This is a genomic window from Verrucomicrobia bacterium S94 (assembly GCA_004299845.1).
In the GTDB taxonomy this organism is placed as follows: domain Bacteria; phylum Verrucomicrobiota; class Kiritimatiellia; order Kiritimatiellales; family Pontiellaceae; genus Pontiella.
In genome coordinates, this window is sequence record CP036201.1 from 2,320,867 (window position 1) to 2,342,872 (window position 22,006).

The window sequence follows — 22,006 nt, forward strand, 5'->3', positions numbered from 1 at the left end:
AAATATCATGTCAGAATTAATTCCTTCGCCAACAGCGGAACTCGTAAAAGCATCAGAAGTCCCAACACTTCTGGAAGCCATTCGACCAGCATGGCAAGCAAAAGATTTAATTAACCGAGTGCGACGTCTCATCCCCGTTGACCCAAGTAGCGCATGCCAACGGTTGTTTAATGCATCAGTACATGACTTACGTGAAAAAGTAGTGGTTGCAGGATTAGACATCGCAACAGAGGCCGCCAAGCAATATAAGCTACCTCCAGTTGGTACTGCCGAAGATATCGAGAATTATTCCACCAGCAAACTAATCGATCTTGCCTACAGGATGGGAATTTTAAGCAGACCCGACTGGCGTCGATTATCTCGTTGTTACGAGATTAGGCGAGATTTAGAGCATGAAGATGATGAATATGAGGCTGGGGTTGAAGACTGTGTTTATATTTTTCAAACATGCATCAATGTTGTGTTATCCAACGACCCAATTCATCTAATCAGAGTAACAGATGTAAAAGAGCTGGTTGAGCAACCAGATCCATCAACTCCAGCCCCCAGCCTTCTTGAGGACTACGAACATGCTCCCAAACCTCGACAGGTAGAGATCCTAAAGTTTTTAGCTTCAGTGGCATTAGATAGTAAACAATCTGACTTGGTTCGGCAAAATGCCTTTAACTTCTTAGGTCATTTTTCTGAACTCACTCAAAACTCCTCCCGGCTTGAGCTTGCATCTCACCTGCAAGGCAAGATCACCAGAGGAGGCTCCATTCATCCTATTATCCGTGTTGCATATGCTTCAGGCACATTACCATATTTAAAACAGGCACACCTTAAAGATTTCTATGCTGGCATTTTAGAACAAATGAAAAAAGTGGGATATCGATGGGGAGCCCATTCTTCTCACGGGGAGTTGTTGCGAACATTTAAAGAAGTCGGAGGTTTATCCCATTGCCCTAAGTCTGTTCGTAAAGAAATTTTACAATGGCTTATGCTCGCATATCTTGGCGAACGTGGTGGACGAACATCATACGGAAATATCCGCAATGTTTATTACAGCAACACAGCTGCTCCTTTGGTTGAAGAGTTGATTAGTTCGGCAGCAACAGTGGTTAGAGATGAAGTTCGTGACCTTGCAGAATCCAAAGCAATTAAGAGAGCGGTACAATCAGATCATATTCAAAGACGTCTTGATTCGATTTTAGACTGGATAGAAGAAGGAACAGAAGAAAGCTAACCAGAGCCTTGACCTTACCGTGAAAACGCCCGTCGATTCGGTCAACGTTTTGCGCACGGCAGGTCAGGCTTAACGTTGGAACAACTCACTTGGGTGCATGAAATTTAATGAAATCAGATTTGCAGACAATTCACCGGACAACCTGCTTTTCACCGGACTTCCTGCTGTGCCCGGACAACCTGCAGAGAATCGTAGAAAACCTGAGATACTGACTTGCTCAAAACAGAGTCTTTTCCAACCAGTGGTTCGAGTTTACGGTGGCCGACGCCTGTTGATTAAGTGAAGTTTATGTTCACCGAAACTCACCCATTAACGTTGGAACAACTCACTTAGGTGCATGGAATTTAATGAAACCTGATTTGCAGACAATTCACCGGACATCCTGCTCAGCAGCGGACTTCCTGCTGTGCCCGGACAACCTGCAATGAATCGTAGAAAACCTGAAATACTGACTTGCTCAAAACAGAGTCTTTTCCAACCAGTGGTTCGAGTTTACGGTGGCCGACGCCTGTTGATTAAGTAAAGTTTATGTTCACCGAAACTCACCCATTAACGTTGGAACAACTCACTTGGGTGCATAAAAATTTAATGAAATATGATTTGCAGACAATTCACCGGACAACCTGCTTTTCACCGGACTTCCTGCTGTGCACGGACAACCTGCAATGAATCGTAGAAAACCTGAAATACTGACTTGCTCAAAACAGAGTCTTTTCCAACCAGTGGTTCGAGTTTACGGTGGCCGACGCCTGTTGATTAAGTAAAGTTTATGTTCACCGAAACTCACCCATTAACGTTGGAACAACTCACTTAGGTGCATGGAATTTAATGAAATCAGATTTGCAGACAATTCACCGGACAACCTGCTCTGCAACGGACTTCCTGCTGTGCACGGACAACCTGCAGAGAATCGTAGAAAACCTGAGATACTGACTTGCTCAAAACAGAGTCTTTTCCAACCAGTGGTTCGAGTTTACGGTGGCCGACGCCTGTTGATTAAGTGAAGTTTATGTTCACCGAAACTCACCCATTAACGTTGGAACAACTCACTTGGGTGCATGAAATTTAATGAAATCAGATTTGCAGACAATTCACCGGACAACCTGCTCAGCAGCGGACTTCCTGCTGTGCCCGGACAACCTGCAATGAATCGTAGAAAACCTGAGATACTGACTTGCTCAAAACAGAGTCTTTTCCAACCAGTGGTTCGAGTTTACGGTGGCCGACGCCTGTTGATTAAGTGAAGTTTATGTTCACCGAAACTCACCCATTAACGTTGGAACAACTCACTTAGGTGCATGGAATTTAATGAAACCTGATTTGCAGACAATTCACCGGACAACCTGCTCTGCAGCGGACTTCCTGCTGTGTCCGGACAACCTGCAGAGAAACGTAGAAAACCTGAGATACTGACTTGCTCAAAACAGAGTCTTTTCCAACCAGTGGTTCGAGTTTACGGTGGCCGACGCCTGTTGATTAAGTAAAGTTTATGTTCACCGAAACTCACCCATTAACGTTGGAACAACTCACTTAGGTGCATGGAATTTAATGAAACCTGATTTGCAGACAATTCACCGGACAACCTGCTCTGCAACGGACTTCCTGCTGTGCACGGACAACCTGCAATGAATCGTAGAAAACCTGAAATACTGACTTGCTCAAAACAGAGTCTTTTCCAACCAGTGGTTCGAGTTTACGGTGGCCGACGCCTGTTGATTAAGTGAAGTTTATGTTCACCGAAACTCACCCATTAACGTTGGAACAACTCACTTAGGTGCATAAAAATTCAATAAAATCAGATTTGCAGACAATTCACCGGACAACCTGCTCAGCAGCGGACTTCCTGCTGTGCCCGGACAACCTGCTTGAACTCGAAGAAAACCTGAGATACTGACTTGCTCAAAACAGAGTCTTTTCCAACCAGTGGTTCGAGTTTACGGTGGCCGACGCCTGCTGATTAAGTAAAGTTTATGTTCACCGAAACTCACCCATTAACGTTGGAACAACTCACTTAGGTGCATGGAATTTAATGAAACCTGATTTGCAGACAATTCACCGGACAACCTGCTCTGCAACGGACTTCCTGCTATGCTCGGACAACCTGCAATGAATCGTAGAAAACCTGAAATACTGACTTGCTCAAAACAGAGTCTTTTCCAACCAGTGGTTCGAGTTTACGGTGGCCGACGCCTATTGATTAAGTAAAGTTTATGTTCACCGAAACTCACCCATTAACGTTGGAACAACTCACTTAGGTGCATAAAAATTCAATAAAATCAGATTTGCAGACAATTCACCGGACAACCTGCTCAGCAGCGGACTTCCTGCTGTGCCCGGACAACCTGCTTGAACTCGAAGAAAACCTGAGATACTGACTTGCTCAAAACAGAGTCTTTTCCAACCAGTGGTTCGAGTTTACGGTGGCCGACGCCTGCTGATTAAGTAAAGTTTATGTTCACCGAAACTCACCCATTAACGTTGGAATTAATCCCTGTCCGTCATTTTTAGAGTGATGGTTAGGCCACTTTCTGTCCTTGGCCTTGGGACCATCATGCCGGTGTCGCTGTTCGTCCTCAGAATCCTTTCGTTCTGATCAATAATCTTGGCGAGGTGTTCCATCGCTTGTTTTTGTATTTCTTCGTTCATTGCTTATTTCTCCATTAAAAATTCCAACCAGCCAGTAGAGCCGACACGGGCCGACGCCGCTGGGTTCAGTTAATCGTTTGTTTCCCGTGACGGCTCACCATGAACGTTCGAATAAAAAATTATGACTACTGAAAAATTAGAATCAGACATCAATCATCTCCGCGCTCTGTGCGCCCTTCAGTCCGCAGAGATTTCAGCACTTCTTCTTTTGACCGGACGATTGATTGAAAAAAATCCCGGGATTCTTGGAGATGGCGTCGATTTTGAATCCGAGTATTTACGGCTGAGATCACTTTCAGCACGCCAACAACTAGAAACACTAGAGGACAGTAAACCTCAACTTGCAGCAGACATTTTAGAGCTTCTTGAAAATTCATGTAAAAATCATCCCATTTAAAAAAATTCGAACCAGTGGTTTGAGCCTATCGCGACAACGCCCGAATTTTCGGTCAACGTCGTTTGCGCTCAGGCTCACCCATTAACGTTCGATACATGAATAAAAACACATGCTGCTCTACTGAAATTTCCAATCATCGGAACAGAATTGAAGAACAGAGATCGTTTAAAGAAAATATCCAAATCTGAATGAAATCATATTTGGCACAGAATAAAGCAAAACCAAAAACAGAGTGGAACTTCAGAGATTCATTGCTTTGCGGATGAAATCAAAAACCATCCTGATCAGGACTAAAAAAAACATAAAAATCGAACCAGTGGGTGGAGCCTACGGTGGCCGACGCCTGTTGATTAAGTAAAGTTTATGTTCACCGGCGGCTCACCCATAACGTTCGCCAGAAAAGGAGAAATTAATGTCAGATCAAATTTTGTCGTTCATCTATAGAGACGCAAAAGGAATTATCACCTTCCGTGAGGTTTTCGATATTTCCGAATCTGATGTTTATCTCCAAGCAATGTGTCTCAAAGCTCGTGCCCTGAGAACATTTAGAAAAGATCGGATTTTAGAAACGATCAAAGACAGTTCAGGTGTTGAAGAAAAGCTAGAGTTCTATAAATCCAAATTTCCAAAGCCTGAAGAAAGTGCAACACATTCCAAAAGCCGAAGTAATCGAGACCACAAACCAGAGATTTGTTTCACAGGTTTTAAGAAAAATGAAAAACAACAGCTGATTGAACTTGCTGAATCATCAAGCTTCTTTGTTCGGACAGCGGTTACAGCCAATCTCCATTATCTTTGTTGCGGAAGCACAGCTGGTCCAAAGAAAATTGAAAAAGCAAGAGCCCAAGGAGTGATAGCACTTAGTAAAAATCAGTTTGAATCATTAGTTGAATTTGGAGAAATACCAGAAGAATAAAAATGGGCGAACCAGTGGCTTGAGCCTACGGTGAACCCGCCCGTTTTGATGAAGGCAAAGTTTATGAGCACCGAGGCTCATCCATAACGTTGGAACAACTCACTTGGGTGAATGAAATTTAATGAAATCAGATTTGCAGACAATTCACCGGACAACCTGCTCAGCAGCGGACTTCCTGCTGTGCACGGACAACCTGCAATGAATCGTAGAAAACCTGAAATACTGACTTGCTCAAAACAGAGTCTTTTCCAACCAGTGGTTCGAGTTTACGGTGGCCGACGCCTGTTGATTAAGTGAAGTTTATGTTCACCGAAACTCACCCATTAACGTTCTGCTGAGATAAAAAACATGAGATCCACAATAGCTTTATTTCTAACCCTTCTTCTAACTCTTGAATCCAACGCTATTCCCATAGAGTTTGGAGGCAGTCCATCTGACGGAAACGCTTTTTTGACCTTCCAAGAAAATGTCACATTTCAAATCCAAACCGCCTCCACAAATGGAATAATTTTCGTCATGCAGGATGTTCTTCCAGGAGATCGTTCATTCGATCTTGCCAATTTTGCAGGACTCAATTTTACAAGCAATCAAAGTCAAAATATCGATCTAGATAGATGGGTTGCAAATCCTCACAGTATTATTGGAGCCGACATAAAGCCGGATGATCAATATTTCTTCGCACTAGAAACAGCAGACCAAAATTTCTATTCAGGAGATACGATTATTTTAAATTCAGGAACAGGAACATTATCATCGTCCTATCCATCATTCGATTTACCAAGTAGTGGAGATTACAACATGTTCATAGCAAATGGACATGGGATAAAAATTGGTGAAGTTATACCCGAACCATCAACAATTTCTCTATTTGGAATCGCATATATCGCAATGATAATTTATCGAAAAAAAAGCAGAACCAGAGGTTGGACTTTACGGTGAAAACGCCGATTGATTCGGTCTATGGTTTATACGCACCGAAAGTCACCCTTAACGTTGGAAAATCAAGATGAAAACTATAGAGAAATTATTATTATCCTCAGTTATTTTTTCTCAGGTGGCTCTTGGGTCAGTGATTGATCATCTTCAGCCTCCTGTTGATCCAATTGTGATCACGATCCCTGGTGTAATTCTGCAAGAAAATGAAGTTTTTTCATGGAGTTTTGATCAATCAGATTTTTCAATTAAGGGAGATGCTCCAGAGCAAGAATCATCTACAATTTTCACTTTTTGGAGTGCATCTTTTGACCACGTTAATGAATCCTCTCAAATTGAAGTTTCTTTTTTTGAAAATCCAGATGATGAGTTTGCTTCCAAAAACATCTCGATTGGGTTTGTTGAAAATGATGTTGGAACACTGTCATCCCATAGAGGGCGAAAACCGCTGGTAACCGCCCGGTTTTGTTAAGGTTTTTGATCTCTGTTCCATATAGTCAGTTCCGATTTCCTGGTTATGGGATAACAATGGCTCCTCGTTTTATGCATTTGGCTGTCCCACAGCATTCAGCCGAACCCCGGTAGAAACGCCTGTTCCGGGGCGGCGCACATGCGTCCGGGCGGTTTGGCTGTCCCATAGGATTTGAGCAGCGCATCGAGATCCCATCGCCGCCACAGCGACGCCCGCACTACAGTGAACAGCCGCTTGAAGCTGTGTTCCCATTCGTGCATGCACGCGAGGCTGCGCATAAGCAAATGGACAAGCAATCCCATCCACACCTGCCAGCGCACGGCGTTGGCGCTATGGCCAAGGAAGTCGCTGAGCTGGAGCGTCTGCTTGATTTCCTTGAAGAACACCTCGATGTCCCAGCGGCAGCGGTAGAGTTCGGCGACCGTCCACGCGCTCCACTCCAGATTGTTGGTCATGAAGACCATCTCGACATCCTGACCGTTGATTTCAACGAGGGCCGCGACGCGACGCAACTCGCGGGGGTACGCCTCTTTCGATTTGTCGAGCGCCATCTCGATCACCTCGTCACAAAGGATGCGTTTGTGTTCGGTGGTTTCGAGCGTGCGAACCACATTGTATTGCATATTGTCCTTCGCGCGGCCAACCCACCAGATGCCGCGCTCCGTCAGCTCATGGAGATGCCTGAACTTGGTGTAGGCCTTGTCGAACACGGCAATTTCGCCGGGTTCGAGCCCGGCGCACAGCTCCTGCGCCTTCGTGCTGTCATGGTGCTTCGCCGTATCGATGATGGCGCATTGCGGAAGGAAGCTTTGCAGGTTCAGGCGCAAGTGGCACTTGGCCGCGGCCTTGCGGCGGCGGTGTTTCGCCCAGTCGATGCAGTTGGCCACCAATTGGATCGTGGTCGAGTCGAGCGCGTGGATCGTCTTGTTGAAGCGGCGGAGGTATCCGCTGCGCACCTTGCGCTTCGCGAAGCCGGGCACCGTGTGCGTCAGGTGCTTCATCATGCCCCAGTAAAGCGCCTCGGCCATGTCCGCATTCCGGTTCGTGTTCGCGTGGCTCAGGCCGTTGCGCGACGGCGGCACCGCCGAACGAACCGTGGCGAGCGCCGAGGAGTTCATTTGGAGCGAGTCGCAGACGTCATTAAGCCCGAATGCATGCGAGAGGTGCGCGTACATCACCGAGACCACGTGGCTCCACGGCGTAAACGTCCTGCTTTGGGCGTCCACGCCATGCTCTTTCGCGAGCTTCGAGACCATGTGTCCCGGAATCATGTTGCACAGTTGTTTCAAGGTTGTATACCTATGTCCGGCTGGTTTGTGTTTTTGTCTCTGTTTTTTCATACCCTCCGAGTGGAGGATTTAGAGCTCACAAGCCAGCCTTTTCGTTTTAGAGCTATGGGATGACAATAATGTTGGAATTAAGGTTGGAACAAATTTTATTTCATCGCCTTATTGGACGGATTTTAATGGGCGCATTGAGTTTGAGTCCACTGCCGGAAATGTACATATGCCGTCATTTGAGATTTATACTATCGCCAATCAAAAAGAGTATGTAGCATCAATACCAGAACCATCGTCAGTGGTTTTATTAATTGCAGGCGTGGGTGTTCTTTTTCTAGCAAAAAAAAATTTCCAACCAGTGGTTCGAGTTTACGGTGGCCGACGCCTGTTGATTAAGTAAAGTTTATGTTCACCGAAACTCACCCATTAACGTTCGAATGATAAAAAAATGAAACCAAAAGCAATCACATCATCAATCCGATTCATTGCACTCGGTTTCATCTTCATTGCCCTTGCAATCCTTTGGTGGATTTTTGCACTTCCCCAACAAGCACAGGATCAAGAACCAATTTTAAAGGGACATGGATTCATTACAGCACTACAGCAAGGTGTAACCATCATCATCACCTTAATTACAGCAGGGTTGCTGTGTAATGGTTCACCGGGAATTGGAAAAACCTCGGTTCGATTTTAGTTGGTTAACTCCCGGATTTTGCTCCGCTTTATTCGGCGCTCTTCCCGGGCTTTCGATAACTTCATTTCCCGCTCTTCAAATATTTCTTTCTGCTTCCCATCCAGCATTTGCCCGGGTGTGATAAATCCAAGCGAACTGTGTAAGCGGATCGTGTTGTAATAGGTAACATATTCATCAATATTCCGACGAGCTTCATCCTGAGTTTCTGCACTTCTGGGACGAATGCATTCGGTTTTCAGACTTTTATGATAACGCTCAAGCTTACCGTTGCTCTGCGGATAATACGGGCTGGTTCTCACATGCGTCATGCCTGTCAGACGAATAAACTCCTTGAAATCCCGGGCGATGAACTGCGGGCCGTTATCACTTATAATTCTCGGAGCCGCATCAGGATATTTTTCTCTCGCACGCTGAAGAATCAGCTCTACGTCGGCCTCTTTCATCTGTTCCTTGAGCTCATAGTGAACGATCAACCGGCTGAATCCATCGAGTACCGTGCACAGATAATAAAAGGTGCCGCCACAGTTGATGTAGGAAATATCAATATGCCAATGAGCATGGGCTTTTAATGGCTGAGTGAAGCCGGTTCCCTTCCTGGACGGGCGTACGTTCCGATTGTTCAGCATCCCTGCTTTTGAAAGGACTCTGTACACCGTGGCCGGACTGACCGCAACAACATCCGCATCCATCATCATATAGCAGCACCTGCGATATCCATCAAACGGATGCTCTTTATACCAGTTAACAATCTTTTCGGTTTCATTCGCCAGCAACCAGTTGTCCCGAGGTATTTTACCATTGTGCTCATTGAGTTTTCCGTATCGTTTACGCCAGTCATAAAACCGGCTTTTACCAAGAGATGCTTTAGCAAGAAGCCAGCTCAGGGCCAGCCCGGTCTGTTCCCGGATTTCAAATACGTCATCAATAATTCGATCCCGCAGATCCGGCTCCACCCAACCTTTTAAATCTCCCCATTCTTTTTTTTTGATTTCATCAGCTCTGTTGTCACATAGGCAATAATGCTGTCTTTCTTCTGCAATTGCACTTCGAGCTGCTCGGTCTGTCTTCGCCGGGCCTTCTGTTTACGCGTGTCCGTTTTCTCGAAGGCGGCAGAGGCATTCGCTCTGAATTCGGCCTGCCATCGGTAAAACATATTCGGCTGAATATCATGCTTTACACAGATATCGGAAACCGGCACCTGGTCGACCAGGTGACTCATAACAATGTCGGCCTTCTGTTCGGCCGTGAAGTGTCTTCTCTTTGGCATTCTGTCCTCCATTCGTACTATCTAACTTGAACGAAGGTTTTGTCCAATTCCATCTGAGGCAAAACAGCTGATGTTCTATTTCGGAGTTAGAAAAATAATAACAAAATGAAATTCGAACCAGGGGTTGGACTTTACGGTGAAAACGCCGGTTGAACTATCTGTACGCTATGCGCACCGAAAGTCATCCCTAACGTTGGATAGTGATAAATAAATGACCTCTAAAATTGCCAAACTAGTAATCCAAATACTTTCCGCAGTCATTGGTTTGCTCGGACTTATATCCCTCATTTTATCCGTAATAATGATCATTATGGGAATTTCTAAAGAAATAGTGTTCATCCTGTTTGCAGCATTATTTTTGATGATCGGTTTATTATTTTTAGCAACAGCATATTCAGCGTTATTCAGATTCAAAAAAGAATCCATCAGTAACGTCACCTTCATTCTTGGTTTTGTAATCTTCGGCCAATCCAGCGATGTATTAAGACAGTTCAGCGACAATCCAATATTTGAGAATTCATCACAGGAATCTTTGTTATTTGTAATTCCAGTAATTATGGGAATTCTTACACACGTGATCCTCAAATGGATCTTTGTTAAACTAATATATAAAGACATCCAACCAGTGGTTTGAGCCTATCGCGAAAACGCCCGTGAATCCGGTCAACGTCATTTGCGCTCAGGCTCACCCATAACGTTCGAAAGAGAAAAAGAATGAGGAAAAAATATATCCCGATTGCTTTAGGAATCCTGTTTTCAGTCTCAAGCTGTGCCCATAAAACTCAAAATTCAATTTTGGGTAACTGGCAATCCCCAACGGATAATGGAGGTTCTTTAGAGTTTATAGAAAACGGCAAACTCGTGAGTCATATGGAATTCACAACAAACATTATGCAAGAGAAATTTCAGCCTCACCTCTCAGAGGAAGATATAAAAGCGATTAGACCAGAAATGGTTTCTTCTGATGTCGAGATTCCTGGTAGTTGGAAAATGATTAACAGCTCCAACATAATCCTAAATTTTGAATTCAGTAATGAAACGATCACTGTCACCAATTCAATTGTTCAGATTACTGACAATCAAATGATCATGAGTATCAATGGTAAAAACACCGTTTACACCAAAGTAAAATAAATTTCGAACCAGTGGCTTGAGCCTACGGTGAACCCGCCCGTTTTGGTAAAGGCAAAGTTTATGAGCACCGAGGCTCATCCATAACGTTCGATAAATGAACAAAAAGAGATGCTGCTCTACTGAGATTTCCAACCATCGGAAAAGAATTGGAGAACAGAGATCGTTTAAAGAAAATATCCAAATCTGAATGAAATCATATTTGGCACAGAATAAAGCAAAACCAAAAACAGAGTGGAACTTCAGAGATTCATTGCTTTGCGGATGGAATCAAAAACCATCCTGATCAGGACTAAAAAAAACATAAAAACCGAACCAGTGGGTGGAGCCTACGGTGGCCGACGCCAGTTGATTAAGTAAAGTTTATGAGCACCGGCGGCTCACCCATAACGTTCGAAGGAACACGTAGAAAAACCACAGATTCTCGGAAGAGAAAAATTCCGATGGTCGGAGAAAACCCAGTATTTTCCTTAACGGATTCCGCATCCGAATGCGTAGAAAACACACAGTTTCTCCACCATTCCTTCCTGCTGGATTTCGTAGAAAATTCACTCCCTTTCTCGTAGAAAACAAATAAGAACCAAACTAACTTCGAACCAGTGGCTTGAGGCTATCGGGACGACGTGGGATTAATCCGGTCAACGTTTGATTCCCCTCAGCCTCACCCATAACGTTAGGCATATAAATAAATCTCAATGGCATCCAATAAAAATCAGCATTATGTCCCCCAATGTTATCTTCGTCAGTTTGCCGATGCTGACTGCTCAGCTACAATAAACCTCTTCAATCTTGACCGGAAAACGTTCATACAAAAAGCTCCTATAAAAGGTCAGTGCTCAAAGAGTTATTTCTACGGCGAAGATTTAGAGTTAGAAAAAGCACTTCAGCCATTCGAATCACAATATTCCTTAGTTGTTTCTGAAATTGTAAAAAATGGATACAGACTGACTAATGAACATCGGTTTTTCCTAAAACGGTTTTGGCTTTTGCAATATATGAGGACAGAAGCGGCCTCTAGACGAGCCATTGAATTAAACGAAAAAATGGGGGAAACAGTTGGTGAGACAGCACGAGAATTTAAGCTTGGTTTAAAAGAAGCAGTTCAGCAATCAATGCTTATGTTCATAAGGGAAATGAAGGTTATAGATGATTTAAGTATTTGTCTTATTAAAAACGAATCAGACACTAGCTTTATCACCTCTGATGACCCAGCTGTACTTACCAACCGATGGCATCTGCAGAATAGAAAAACACGGGGCAGATCTTTTGGTTTAGGAACAGGAGGGAATCTTTGCCTACTACCTCTAAGCCCTAAAATAATATGTCTCTTATATGATGAACATGTTTATACAGTTGCGCACAAAAATGGATGGGTAAAAATTAAAGATAATCGTGATGCAGACGCAATTAATCAGCATCAAGTCCTTAATTGCAGAGCTAATATTTTCACACACGATAATCAATCTGCGACAGCTCTTTCATCATTATACACCGCAATCGAATCTAGTCGTCCCCCTACTCGTGTCAAAATTAACTATGCCGTACTTGATCAAGAGGTTGATGGATATAAGAAATACAGAGTAGTAGACCGTGAAGATGCTCCGGAACACACCAATGCATTAATGCATTTCCAATCTATAAACCCAACACCAACGGCTTGGCCAAAACAAATACGTTTGAGGCAAGATGGTTATGTTTACACAAATGGATCTGGTGCTGGATATGTAAGAAAAGAGCATGTGCCACAGATGAGTGATCGTGGATACTGGAAAGAGAAAATAGTAAAATAAATGGCCTAACCAGAGCCTTGACCTTACCGTGAAAACGCCTGTCGATTCGGTCAACGTTTTGTGCACGGCAGGTCAGGCTGAACGTTAGGCACAAATAAAAATGGACTATTACCAAGGAATCGTAGCGGAGTATCTTGATGCGGATCGGTCAGTATTCGTAAACAACGAATGTTTCCTACAGTTGGAACCGGGAAATAATCCTCCAAAAGGAACATCATGGTACTGCGATATTGTTGCAGTCAATTTACGTGAATCTTCTGTTTATCTGTATGAAGTAACATTTTCGTCCAGTTTGCACGCACTATTGCAAAGATTGAAATCATGGGATTCAAATTGGGATAGCTTATGCACTGCAATCAGAAGAGATTGCTCAATCCCATGCGATTGGAAAATACAACCATGGGTGTTTATTCCCGAAGATCGACGACCAATTTTGGATGCAAAACATAACTCATCTAACATGCCGGACATACGCATTACTCATTTAGAATCGATAGTTCCATGGAAATATAAATCATGGAATAGAACGAAAGATGCAATAGACTAGAACTTGCCTAACCAGAGGCTTGACCTTACCGTGAAAACGCCGGTTGATTCGGTCAAAGTTTATGCGCACGGCAGGTCAGCCTTAACGTTGGAACAACTCACTTAGGTGCATAAAAATTCAATAAAATCAGATTTGCAGACAATTCACCGGACAACCTGCTCAGCAGCGGACTTCCTGCTGTGCCCGGACAACCTGCTTGAACTCGAAGAAAACCTGAGATACTGACTTGCTCAAAACAGAGTCTTTTCCAACCAGTGGTTCGAGTTTACGGTGGCCGACGCCTGCTGATTAAGTAAAGTTTATGTTCACCGAAACTCACCCATTAACGTTGGGGAAGGAAACTTAAAAATATGTCTCTCACAAAAAATGGAATTTCAATTTCACCTGATCAGTCCGTTCGAGATATCGAAATCTATGCCTATAAAAACAACATCAATTTCATTACAAAATGGCACAATTTCACAGTTACAACATATGGAGCATATCTAGAAAACCTTGATCCAAGTTTAACAGAGGAAGACAGGACTAAGGTTAAGTCTGTTGCCGAAGGATTCATGGAACGGAAAACCCGAAATTTCTGTTTTATAATGCATATGAGTAATTTTGAGGAGATTAGTTATTTAATCTGCAAATCAGAAAATGTCGAAATTGAAAACAACAGTTCCATTAAACGTTTTGCAGAGGGCTGGAAGAAGAGAACAGGGAAAGATCTATCGACTCTGAAAGAGTGGACGATCCTCACTAATGCAGAAAAAGTCAGGCACTGTATTTTGCACGCATGCGAACGTCTGTCTTTAGTCAAAGAAAAAAAAAGACCCGCACTTGAAAGCATTATTAATCAGGAAAATCTTCCTGTGAATTCTGGGCGTGTGGAGATCACAATTGACTACCTAAATAAAGTTAAGAACTCGATCATTAGAATACTTGAAATATAACAACCCAAAAATCCCCAACCAGCAGGTGGACCCTACCGTGAAAACGCCCGTTGAGTCAGGCAACGAACAAGGCACGGCGGGTCACCCGTAACGTTCGAAGGAAAATGAAAAGCATATTGATTATCATTGCGTCAGTGACCCTTTTTGGTTGTTCCCAGAACAAGCATGAAACGAAAGGGACTCCATTTAGCGCCTTCAATGAACGAAAGATAAAAAAGAGAATAACAAAAGAACTCAACTACCTGGGAATACCCCGTAATATTGAAGGGGAAATCGAATATCCTGAGCAAGTTCTCATGGCGTTTACTAGATATTATGATCTCCCATTCATTAAATCAGCTACCCATGCCACATACATTCGGAAACTTGAAAACAAATATGAATGTCTTTACTTTATAAATACCAATGATCATTGGGAAGTAATAATCCTAAACCCTATATCCAAATGTCCAGATCGGTTGTCTAACTTTGAGAAAGTTGCTGATTACGTTTACTATAAGGAATTAGAGGGAAAAGAGATCATCGGCAAATGGTCTTATGTTGAAGATGAAGATCAGTATATTGAGTTTTTGCCAGATGGAACCGTTTCCAAAGGAACGGGAGAAATCGAGGCGTATGGTTTTGATGTGACATGGACAATACAGAACAAGGACACACTTCAGCTTCACGTTCTTCATGATGGAGAACTCAGTATGGAATCATGCACAATATTAATCATTGGAGATGAATTGACCATGACCTCTCCCAAAGGACTCGTTGTTAAATGCCGACGGTTTAAATGATTTTCGAACCAGTGGGTGGAACCTACGCATAAAACGTCCGCAGTTTTAACGTTTCAGCGCATACATCCAAACCACTCTCCACCCTCTGCGAGGCTCACCCGTAACGTTAGGCAAGGAAAAATATAATGATCAAAAACCTATTCATCATCACCATGATTTGTGCTTTTGCCACAGCTTGCTCCACAACAAAGGAAGAGACTCAAACGGCAGAACCAATTCCTGAAAAGAAACTCCAGAAGGAACCAATTCCAGAGGCGTTATCAGCGGAATTATTAACCCAAATTCAAAAAACCAATTTTGACATTTCTGTTTCGGAGCAATCCCTTTCCCCTAATGGCAGTTTGATTTTAGTTTTAGAGGAAAATGAAATTTTCACACAGGGAGCGACAATCAAAATCCCCAAGGAGTCACTCAAAGAATTAAGTGGCGTATTTTATAAATTGAAAACAGTAGTGAGCATTTCATCTAAAAACGGAAAAGGTAAGATCAAGTCACTACAGTTTACTGATGAAACTAAAGTTGCGGTAGCATACGAATAAACAAGCCTAACCAGCGAGTGGACCCTACCGTGAAAACGCCTGTTTGATTCGGTCAAAGTTTATGGTCACGGGCGGGTCACTCGTAACGTTGGAACAACTCACTTAGGTGCATGGAATTTAATGAAACCTGATTTGCAGACAATTCACCGGACAACCTGCTCTGCAACGGACTTCCTGCTATGCTCGGACAACCTGCAATGAATCGTAGAAAACCTGAAATACTGACTTGCTCAAAACAGAGTCTTTTCCAACCAGTGGTTCGAGTTTACGGTGGCCGACGCCTATTGATTAAGTAAAGTTTATGTTCACCGAAACTCACCCATTAACGTTGGAACAACTCACTTGGGTGCATGGAATTTAATGAAATCAGATTTGCATACAATTCACCGGACAACCTGCTTTTCACCGGACTTCCTGCTGTGCCCGGACAACCTGCAGAGAAACGTAGAAAACCTGAGATACTAACTTGCTCAAAACAGAGTCTTTTCCAACCAGTGGTTCGAGTTTACGGTGGCCGACGCCTGTTGATTAAGTGAAGTTTATGTTCACCGAAACTCACCCATTAACGTTCTGCACTAAAAGATAAAATGAGATTATCTCCTAAGAAATATTGCGTAAGCGTAGCGGTTCAAATCGTAATCTCCCTTGGCATTGCTTTTCTCTGCCTTGCTTTAGCCTGCCTGTTTGTCGCTGACTTCAGTGACTTTTTCTCATACTTCTGGGATCCATACCTCCCGGTTGCTTGGTGGACTCTTAACCTCATTCCATCAGTAGAAATGGGACCACAAGTGATAAACATTGTATTTGGTATCCGAATTATATGGACCCTTGCTATTGCTTTGTTCTCTGGAAAGAATCTCAAGCTGGCATTAATACTCGAAACAACCCTCTCGGTAATCAGTTCACTGATTTATATGTTTCAGGCGTTTTGTATGTAGATAAAAATGGGCAGAACCAGTGGGTGGAGCCTACGGTGGCCGACGCCAATTGAATAAGCAAAGTTTGTGAGCACCGGCGGCTCACCCATAACGTTCGCTACTGATAAAATGAAAGAAGACAATTGGTCAGAACATCCAGAATTGAATCGTTCAGTAAATTGGAACAAATCAAATATCCAATGCATCATCGGCACAGCAAAGGTCGGTGACAACACATGGGTAATTAGAATGAATGATTTTCCAGATGAACCATTCCATTCCTTAATCATCAATAATCAGGAAGTGATCCATTTTAATGATTGGCCTGAATTTTGGAACAAACCTAAATAACTAAAAATCAGCGAACCAGCTCATAGACCCTACTTGGACAACGCCCGGTTTTGGAGGCAACGTTTAATTCCCAAGCGGGTCATGAGTAACGTTAGGCATCATAAAATAAGGACAAATATGAATTCGTATCTATATCCCACGGAACCAGGCTGGTTTCCAGCAGAACTAGAAAAATGGAAATCATCAGGCAAGCGTTATTTTTGTTTCCCATTTTTGTGGCATGAACCACACACTCTTCCTTCAGATCAAACCAAGGAATTTTGGCTTTATCTATATTATGCTCAAGGCAGAACAGGTGAAGGAGAACTCCAGCGTGTTGTTCAGTTTCGAGCAAAAGTCGTTGAGACATCACGAGAGGAAATAGAAGGAAATGACATTCATTTGCTCTTTAATCCTGAAGCAAAAATGTATTTCAAGTGCGATATCGTTGAGGAAATAAAATCTATAGAGGGGAAATTTTTAACGGATGCAGATTTTCAGCATATTGAGGGAAAAAATTTATTATCAACAATTCGGAAATCAGTGGCACCAATTATCCGAAATACGTAAGCGTCTTTTGGATCACCCCCTATGCAGCCTCGCGAGATGCTGATAAGGTCTTGGATGATGGAGCAGGTTCGGCGTTTTCCCGGCGCGCCTTCCATTGGGCTGGCGTCCAGTCGGGGGCATCCCGACTGTCCATGGTCGGCAGGGCGTCCAGGACTTCTCTCAGATAGTCGGCGGGGTTGATATCGAGTTTGCGACAGGTTTCGACCAGGCTGTAAATGACTGCGCTGGTCTGTCCGGAGTCCGGGCTGCCGAAGAACAGGAAGTTCTTCTTGCCGATGGCCGTGGGCCGGATGGCATTCTCCACGAGGTTGTTGTCGATTTCCAGGCGGCTGTGATCGACATAATGAGTGAGGCTGTCCCACCGGCTCAGAGTGTAGCGAATGGCTTCGCCGAGTTTGCTTTTCGGGAGCTGACGTGTCTTTTCTCGCTCCAGAATGGTTTTCAGTTTTTCCAGGATGGGTGATGCGTCCTTCTGACGAACTGCGGATCGGTCGAGTTCAGGCGTCTTCCGCAGGTCGGTTTCGATGCGGTAGAGCTTGGCGATGTGTTTGACGATTTTGCGCGAGATGGAGTCGCCGGCCTCTACGAACTTGCGACGTGCATGGGCCCAGCACCCTGCATGGATGATGGATTCTTTTTCTTCAGTGTGGTCCGGTTTATTCAACCAGCATGGATACGCTTCGTAGCCGTCGCTTTGCAGATAGCCGGAAAAATCCGTGAGCATTCCGTCCAGACACTCATTGGCCCGGCTTGCGAACCATTCGAACAGCGCGCCGACCCCCGGGCTGTGATAAACCCATAGGTATCCGTTAGGACAGTAGTCCTTTTGCTTGTCCTGATGCTTGATAACAGTTTCGTCGGCCTGAATATATCCACTTTGTCGAATTTCATTTCGAAGGGATTCATAAATCATCGTCAGCCAATTGGCCGTCAGATACATCCAGTTGCCCATCGTTTTCCGACTGACTTCGATATCGTACCGATACTTTAAAATCCATTCCTGTCGATACAGGGGAAGATGGTCGCAGTATTTGTTCAGAATAATCTGTGCGATGAGTCCGGCTGAGGCATAGCTGTTTTGAATCAGTCGCTCCGGGGCCGGGGCAATCACCGGAGCGGCTTCACGATCATCGATCAGGACATATTTTTCGCGGACAATAATACGACGAAAGTAACGGGACGGAACCACGTCGAGTTCTTCAACCGTTTCTTCGCCAATTTTCTTATAGAGCTCCGGTTCTTCCTGTACTTCATCCGGAATGATCACAACCCGTTCAACAGGCAGATCTTCCGGCACCCGTTCTTTCAGTGGTTTACGTTTCCCGCGACGAGAGTCTTTTGGATCCTCCGGTTGCGGCATCTCATCCGCCGACTCTTCGGCCTCCTCCAGCTGCTTCTGCAATGCGTAGAGTTCTTCAAAGGCCAGCTCCATCTGATCCGGACTCAGTTTTTCCGAACTGCGCCCGAACAGTTTCTTCAGCAGATACTGAACCTTCTCTTCCAGGATTTTTATTTTGGATTTAAGCTGCTCACTTTCGGATTCGAGCGCTTCAAAAGAAGCGCTCTTCTCCAGCAGCAGATCGAAGTTTTCCCGATTAAAATCCATGGGATGCATTATACCAAAACCCGGCGGAAAATCTGATAGAAACTTCAATAATTATCGCTGATACCACGGCTTGAGAGAGCCGCGTCTGAGATCCACTCCGTCCAGTAGAAGCGATAGGGATTCCGGGGCAAGCTCCAGCTTTTTATCATCGCCCGTTACGCCTTTCGGCCAGGTAAAGCGCCCCTGCTCCAACCGCTTAATCATCACCCACATTCCCGTTCCATCCCAGTAAAGCGATTTGATCAAGGTTCTTCGCCGGTTCGTAAAAACAAACAACGCCCCGGAACAGGGATCTTCCTTCAGTTGTTCGAGCACAACGGTATGCAACCCGTTAAAACTCTTCCGCAAATCAACCGGCTCCACGGCAAGAAACACCCGCAGCGATCCTGTTAGGCTCAGCATTGTGCAGCCTCACGAAACACTGTCCCCAATGCCGAGGGAGAATCCACCTGCATGCGAACCTCCACCTGATTGGGGAAACAGACCCGAACTTCCAGTCTCGGAGCAGGCAGATTCACTTGAACTTCCTGCATCGGCGGTGAGTTCTTGCGCTCTTTTGCGAGCCAGCTGTAGAACGTCTGCAGATTGATCTCGTGCTCCGCACAGAACTTCACCGCCGAAAGGCCGCTCCGATGAAACTGAGCTACGAACTCCTGACGAACTGCCGCGCTGCGGTAAACTCGTCTCCGACATGTTTCTTGAGTATTGTTATCCATGCCGATACCGTATCAGCGAATCGCAAGCCTGACTACGGGGTCGACGAAGAGACGTTTACCGAAATACTCCAATGATCACAGTTCAAAAGACTATGTATCTACTAAATGACTAATTTGCCTAACCAGCGGGTTGACCTTACCGTGAAAACGCCCGTTGATTAGGTCAAAGTTTATGTGCACGGCAGGTCACCCGTAACGTTAGGCGCGATCTTTTTCCATCTCACGGTGAATGCAGTTTGCAACGCGCTTGCAACCAGCCTCGCTTTTCAAAAGACACACAAAATTCCACCCAAGCTTCAGTGAGAAGGCATCCCCGCTCTTATGGATACTCCAGTTTCCCGCTTCGATATAGCTTCCGTGTTTAGCCTTGTTCCATTTTAACGCCATAATAAACCACCTAACCAGTCAATTCAGATTTACGGTGTTTAACACTCGGTTTCGATGCCACACCGCAAGGCACCTAAACTGATTTAACAAAACACCTAACCAGAGGTTCGAGCCTACCGTGAAAACGCCTGTCGATACGGCCAACGTCATTTGCACGGCGGCTCATCCTTAACGTTGGAACAACTCACTTAGGTGCATAAAAATTTAATGAAATCAGATTTGCAGACAATTCACCGGACAACCTGCTCAGCAGCGGACTTCCTGCTGTGCCCGGACAACCTGCAATGAATCGTAGAAAACCTGAGATACTGACTTGCTCAAAACAGAGTCTTTTCCAACCAGTGGTTCGAGTTTACGGTGGCCGACGCCTGTTGATTAAGTGAAGTTTATGTTCACCGAAACTCACCCATTAACGTTCGCTAAATAAAATATGAAAAAATGGCTCATAGGTTGTTCGATCCCAATACTGATAATCATCGGATTAGTCGTAGCATTCTTCGCATGGCTAATCAACATGTCCTCATATTATGTAGAAGCGTACAAACCAGAGAGCAGTGTTATTTCAAAGAATCAAGATGAACTTCATCATCGCTTCACAACATTTGAGTATGAGGACGCCAACATTCATCTGGAGTGGTACACATACGATAATCAAAAAATAAATGTTGCTCCATATAAGCTGTTTGTCGTTGTAGAGCCAAAGTCCGAGGAACTAAAAAAGGTGAATATCACCAGCATATCAATTTCATCCAGCCTTGGTGAAATTTATGAATTCTCCCCTTCAACCCAATGGCCAACAGTTCTGAACGTCACAAATGTAGACAGACGAGTTTCCCACACATTTGAACCTGGATTCATGTTCAAGTTTGAAGAGAAAGAGGAAATCTCAACTCAGGTAGAATTTGAAATAAAGACCAAAGATAAAGTACGGAAAGAAACCATCGATATAAAATGGGTTCCAATCCGAGTAAAGCACGCAGCACCAATAGTAAAAAACAGCGAACCAGAGGTTGGACTTTACGGTGAAAACGCCTGTTAATTCGGTCGATGGTTTATGCGCACCGAAAGTCACCCATAACGTTAGGGCCTGTTAACACTTATGCTTGCAATATAAAACAAGTCTGGTACTATCTTTATATGAAAATAACCGAAGCCCAGTACGACAAAATCGCCCATGTGTTGCCGGTGCAGCGAGGCAACGTAACTCTTTCCAATATCGAGGTTTTAAACGCCATTCTCTATGTGGCCGAGCACGGCTGCAAGTGGCGCGGACTCCCCTCTCGCTTTGGAAACTGGCACACCATTTACACCCGCATGAACCGCTGGGCAAAAAAAGGCGTTCTCGCAAACGTGTTCGATGAACTGCAGAAACAGCAGCTCGTGAAGATCAACCTTGAAGCGGTGTCCATCGACAGCACCTCGATCAAGGTGCATCCCGACGGAACCGGCGCATTAAAAAAAACGGCAAACAATCCATAGGAAAGTCCCGTGGTGGCTGGACTACCAAGATCCATTTGATCGCCGCCAACGCCCGGATCGCACTGGATTTCTCCCTTTCCCCGGGACAAGCCGGTGATGGTCCGGAAGGTCGTAAACTACTGGCCAGCTGGGGCGAGGATCGCCCTGAAGGCATTTGCAATGTATTGATGGATAAGGCCTACGAAGGAGATGAAACCCGGCAGCTGGTGTTCGATCTTGACCTCACTCCCGTTGTGCCGCCCAAGGCCAATCGACTTGAACCTTGGGAATACGACAAGGAAATGTACAAGCGGCGCAATGAAGTGGAGCGCCTGTTCCGCCGCTTAAAAGGATTCCGTCGAATCTTCTCCCGCTTCGAGAAACTCGACGTAATGTTCTGTGCGTTCATCCACTTCGCCCTGACTGTGGACATGCTTCCGTTGTGTTAACACGCCCTAGCATGAGATA

24 protein-coding genes and 1 pseudogene are annotated in these 22,006 nt (G+C 44.5%); 18 read left to right on the forward strand and 7 right to left on the reverse strand.

Features of this window, described 5'->3' with window-relative positions:
* Window positions 1-7: 7 nt before the first annotated feature.
* The 5 genes from EGM51_09850 to EGM51_09870 all read left to right on the forward strand — a co-directional run bounded on the left by EGM51_09850 (window position 8) and on the right by EGM51_09870 (window position 6,589).
* Complete coding sequence (locus EGM51_09850; protein ID QBG47681.1) at window positions 8-1,225, forward strand: hypothetical protein; 1,218 nt, start codon at window positions 8-10, stop codon at window positions 1,223-1,225.
* Window positions 1,226-3,992: 2,767 nt separating this feature from the next.
* The gene (locus EGM51_09855) at window positions 3,993-4,268 is read left to right on the forward strand and encodes a hypothetical protein (protein ID QBG47682.1); all 276 of its coding nucleotides are present in this window, start codon (window positions 3,993-3,995) and stop codon (window positions 4,266-4,268) included.
* 412 nt (window positions 4,269-4,680) lie between these two features.
* On the forward strand, window positions 4,681-5,184 hold the full coding sequence (locus EGM51_09860) for a hypothetical protein (GenBank protein ID QBG47683.1): 504 nt from the start codon (window positions 4,681-4,683) through the stop codon (window positions 5,182-5,184).
* Between the two features lie 348 nt (window positions 5,185-5,532).
* Complete coding sequence (locus tag EGM51_09865; GenBank protein ID QBG47684.1) at window positions 5,533-6,123, forward strand: PEP-CTERM sorting domain-containing protein; 591 nt, start codon at window positions 5,533-5,535, stop codon at window positions 6,121-6,123.
* Between the two features lie 67 nt (window positions 6,124-6,190).
* A complete protein-coding gene (locus tag EGM51_09870; GenBank protein ID QBG47685.1) occupies window positions 6,191-6,589 on the forward strand; it encodes a hypothetical protein in 399 nt (132 codons plus the stop codon).
* Window positions 6,590-6,684: 95 nt separating this feature from the next.
* Here EGM51_09870 and EGM51_09875 read toward each other — a convergent pair whose 3' ends face one another.
* Complete coding sequence (locus tag EGM51_09875) at window positions 6,685-7,929, reverse strand: IS4 family transposase (protein ID QBG47686.1); 1,245 nt, start codon at window positions 7,927-7,929, stop codon at window positions 6,685-6,687.
* Window positions 7,930-8,095: 166 nt separating this feature from the next.
* On the opposite strand from EGM51_09875, the gene EGM51_09880 reads away from it, so the two are divergent.
* Together EGM51_09880 and EGM51_09885 are read left to right on the forward strand one after the other, a co-directional pair.
* The gene (locus tag EGM51_09880) at window positions 8,096-8,269 is read left to right on the forward strand and encodes a PEP-CTERM sorting domain-containing protein (GenBank protein ID QBG47687.1); all 174 of its coding nucleotides are present in this window, start codon (window positions 8,096-8,098) and stop codon (window positions 8,267-8,269) included.
* 48 nt (window positions 8,270-8,317) lie between these two features.
* Window positions 8,318-8,563, forward strand: coding sequence for a hypothetical protein (locus tag EGM51_09885; GenBank protein QBG47688.1), 246 nt, complete (start codon window positions 8,318-8,320; stop codon window positions 8,561-8,563).
* On the opposite strand, the gene EGM51_09890 is transcribed toward EGM51_09885, so the two are convergent.
* Window positions 8,560-9,471, reverse strand: a complete 912-nt coding sequence (locus EGM51_09890) for an IS3 family transposase (protein ID QBG49291.1) — start codon at window positions 9,469-9,471, stop codon at window positions 8,560-8,562. The two genes, EGM51_09885 and EGM51_09890, sit on opposite strands and share 4 nt — an antisense overlap.
* 125 nt (window positions 9,472-9,596) lie before the next feature.
* Window positions 9,597-9,830: pseudogene (locus EGM51_09895) on the reverse strand (transposase).
* 211 nt (window positions 9,831-10,041) lie between these two features.
* On the opposite strand from EGM51_09895, the gene EGM51_09900 reads away from it, so the two are divergent.
* The 9 genes from EGM51_09900 (at window position 10,042) to EGM51_09940 (ending at window position 17,371) form a co-directional block, all read left to right on the forward strand.
* On the forward strand, window positions 10,042-10,464 hold the full coding sequence (locus tag EGM51_09900) for a hypothetical protein (GenBank protein ID QBG47689.1): 423 nt from the start codon (window positions 10,042-10,044) through the stop codon (window positions 10,462-10,464).
* A gap of 80 nt (window positions 10,465-10,544) precedes the next feature.
* Entirely contained in the window at window positions 10,545-10,964 is a 420-nt protein-coding gene (locus EGM51_09905; protein QBG47690.1) for a hypothetical protein, read from the forward strand.
* 692 nt (window positions 10,965-11,656) lie between these two features.
* Window positions 11,657-12,751, forward strand: coding sequence for a DUF4238 domain-containing protein (locus EGM51_09910; GenBank protein ID QBG47691.1), 1,095 nt, complete (start codon window positions 11,657-11,659; stop codon window positions 12,749-12,751).
* Between the two features lie 100 nt (window positions 12,752-12,851).
* Window positions 12,852-13,298, forward strand: coding sequence for a hypothetical protein (locus EGM51_09915; GenBank protein ID QBG47692.1), 447 nt, complete (start codon window positions 12,852-12,854; stop codon window positions 13,296-13,298).
* A 350-nt stretch (window positions 13,299-13,648) separates the two neighbouring features.
* Window positions 13,649-14,233, forward strand: coding sequence for a hypothetical protein (locus EGM51_09920; GenBank protein ID QBG47693.1), 585 nt, complete (start codon window positions 13,649-13,651; stop codon window positions 14,231-14,233).
* A 104-nt stretch (window positions 14,234-14,337) separates the two neighbouring features.
* The gene (locus EGM51_09925) at window positions 14,338-15,015 is read left to right on the forward strand and encodes a hypothetical protein (protein QBG47694.1); all 678 of its coding nucleotides are present in this window, start codon (window positions 14,338-14,340) and stop codon (window positions 15,013-15,015) included.
* 125 nt (window positions 15,016-15,140) lie between these two features.
* On the forward strand, window positions 15,141-15,554 hold the full coding sequence (locus EGM51_09930; protein QBG47695.1) for a hypothetical protein: 414 nt from the start codon (window positions 15,141-15,143) through the stop codon (window positions 15,552-15,554).
* 1,046 nt (window positions 15,555-16,600) lie between these two features.
* Window positions 16,601-16,822, forward strand: coding sequence for a hypothetical protein (locus EGM51_09935; GenBank protein QBG47696.1), 222 nt, complete (start codon window positions 16,601-16,603; stop codon window positions 16,820-16,822).
* Between the two features lie 117 nt (window positions 16,823-16,939).
* On the forward strand, window positions 16,940-17,371 hold the full coding sequence (locus EGM51_09940; protein QBG47697.1) for a hypothetical protein: 432 nt from the start codon (window positions 16,940-16,942) through the stop codon (window positions 17,369-17,371).
* A gap of 19 nt (window positions 17,372-17,390) precedes the next feature.
* Here the strand turns inward: EGM51_09940 and EGM51_09945 are convergent, their stop codons facing one another.
* The 4 genes from EGM51_09945 to EGM51_09960 form a co-directional block, all read right to left on the reverse strand.
* Window positions 17,391-18,986, reverse strand: a complete 1,596-nt coding sequence (locus tag EGM51_09945) for an IS66 family transposase (protein QBG47698.1) — start codon at window positions 18,984-18,986, stop codon at window positions 17,391-17,393.
* A 42-nt stretch (window positions 18,987-19,028) separates the two neighbouring features.
* On the reverse strand, window positions 19,029-19,379 hold the full coding sequence (locus EGM51_09950; GenBank protein ID QBG47699.1) for a transposase: 351 nt from the start codon (window positions 19,377-19,379) through the stop codon (window positions 19,029-19,031).
* A complete protein-coding gene (locus tag EGM51_09955; GenBank protein QBG47700.1) occupies window positions 19,373-19,591 on the reverse strand; it encodes a hypothetical protein in 219 nt (72 codons plus the stop codon). Before EGM51_09955 ends, EGM51_09950 begins: the two co-directional genes overlap by 7 nt.
* 300 nt (window positions 19,592-19,891) lie before the next feature.
* Window positions 19,892-20,080 carry a hypothetical protein gene (locus tag EGM51_09960; protein ID QBG47701.1) on the reverse strand — a complete coding sequence of 63 codons (189 nt, stop codon included), beginning with the start codon at window positions 20,078-20,080 and terminating at the stop codon, window positions 19,892-19,894.
* Window positions 20,081-20,510: 430 nt separating this feature from the next.
* Between EGM51_09960 and EGM51_09965 the strand changes: the two genes are divergently transcribed.
* Window positions 20,511-21,119 (forward strand): hypothetical protein, encoded by a 609-nt coding sequence (locus EGM51_09965; protein ID QBG47702.1) that lies wholly within the window; start codon window positions 20,511-20,513, stop codon window positions 21,117-21,119.
* A gap of 98 nt (window positions 21,120-21,217) precedes the next feature.
* A protein-coding gene (locus EGM51_09970) for an IS5 family transposase (protein QBG47703.1) occupies window positions 21,218-21,987 on the forward strand; the annotation gives its coding sequence in 2 pieces (ribosomal slippage) (window positions 21,218-21,533 and window positions 21,533-21,987; 771 coding nt in all).
* Window positions 21,988-22,006: the final 19 nt, after the last annotated feature.

Coding starts and splice junctions, on each gene's coding strand:
- EGM51_09850 (QBG47681.1), top strand. CDS start 8: ATGTCAGAATTAATTCCTTCGCCAACAGCGGAACTCGTAAAAGCATCA.
- EGM51_09855 (QBG47682.1), top strand. CDS start 3,993: ATGACTACTGAAAAATTAGAATCAGACATCAATCATCTCCGCGCTCTG.
- EGM51_09860 (QBG47683.1), top strand. CDS start 4,681: ATGTCAGATCAAATTTTGTCGTTCATCTATAGAGACGCAAAAGGAATT.
- EGM51_09865 (QBG47684.1), top strand. CDS start 5,533: ATGAGATCCACAATAGCTTTATTTCTAACCCTTCTTCTAACTCTTGAA.
- EGM51_09870 (QBG47685.1), top strand. CDS start 6,191: ATGAAAACTATAGAGAAATTATTATTATCCTCAGTTATTTTTTCTCAG.
- EGM51_09875 (QBG47686.1), bottom strand. CDS start 7,929: ATGAAAAAACAGAGACAAAAACACAAACCAGCCGGACATAGGTATACA.
- EGM51_09880 (QBG47687.1), top strand. CDS start 8,096: ATGCCGTCATTTGAGATTTATACTATCGCCAATCAAAAAGAGTATGTA.
- EGM51_09885 (QBG47688.1), top strand. CDS start 8,318: ATGAAACCAAAAGCAATCACATCATCAATCCGATTCATTGCACTCGGT.
- EGM51_09900 (QBG47689.1), top strand. CDS start 10,042: ATGACCTCTAAAATTGCCAAACTAGTAATCCAAATACTTTCCGCAGTC.
- EGM51_09905 (QBG47690.1), top strand. CDS start 10,545: ATGAGGAAAAAATATATCCCGATTGCTTTAGGAATCCTGTTTTCAGTC.
- EGM51_09910 (QBG47691.1), top strand. CDS start 11,657: ATGGCATCCAATAAAAATCAGCATTATGTCCCCCAATGTTATCTTCGT.
- EGM51_09915 (QBG47692.1), top strand. CDS start 12,852: ATGGACTATTACCAAGGAATCGTAGCGGAGTATCTTGATGCGGATCGG.
- EGM51_09920 (QBG47693.1), top strand. CDS start 13,649: ATGTCTCTCACAAAAAATGGAATTTCAATTTCACCTGATCAGTCCGTT.
- EGM51_09925 (QBG47694.1), top strand. CDS start 14,338: ATGAAAAGCATATTGATTATCATTGCGTCAGTGACCCTTTTTGGTTGT.
- EGM51_09930 (QBG47695.1), top strand. CDS start 15,141: ATGATCAAAAACCTATTCATCATCACCATGATTTGTGCTTTTGCCACA.
- EGM51_09935 (QBG47696.1), top strand. CDS start 16,601: ATGAAAGAAGACAATTGGTCAGAACATCCAGAATTGAATCGTTCAGTA.
- EGM51_09940 (QBG47697.1), top strand. CDS start 16,940: ATGAATTCGTATCTATATCCCACGGAACCAGGCTGGTTTCCAGCAGAA.
- EGM51_09945 (QBG47698.1), bottom strand. CDS start 18,986: ATGCATCCCATGGATTTTAATCGGGAAAACTTCGATCTGCTGCTGGAG.
- EGM51_09950 (QBG47699.1), bottom strand. CDS start 19,379: ATGCTGAGCCTAACAGGATCGCTGCGGGTGTTTCTTGCCGTGGAGCCG.
- EGM51_09960 (QBG47701.1), bottom strand. CDS start 20,080: ATGGCGTTAAAATGGAACAAGGCTAAACACGGAAGCTATATCGAAGCG.
- EGM51_09965 (QBG47702.1), top strand. CDS start 20,511: ATGAAAAAATGGCTCATAGGTTGTTCGATCCCAATACTGATAATCATC.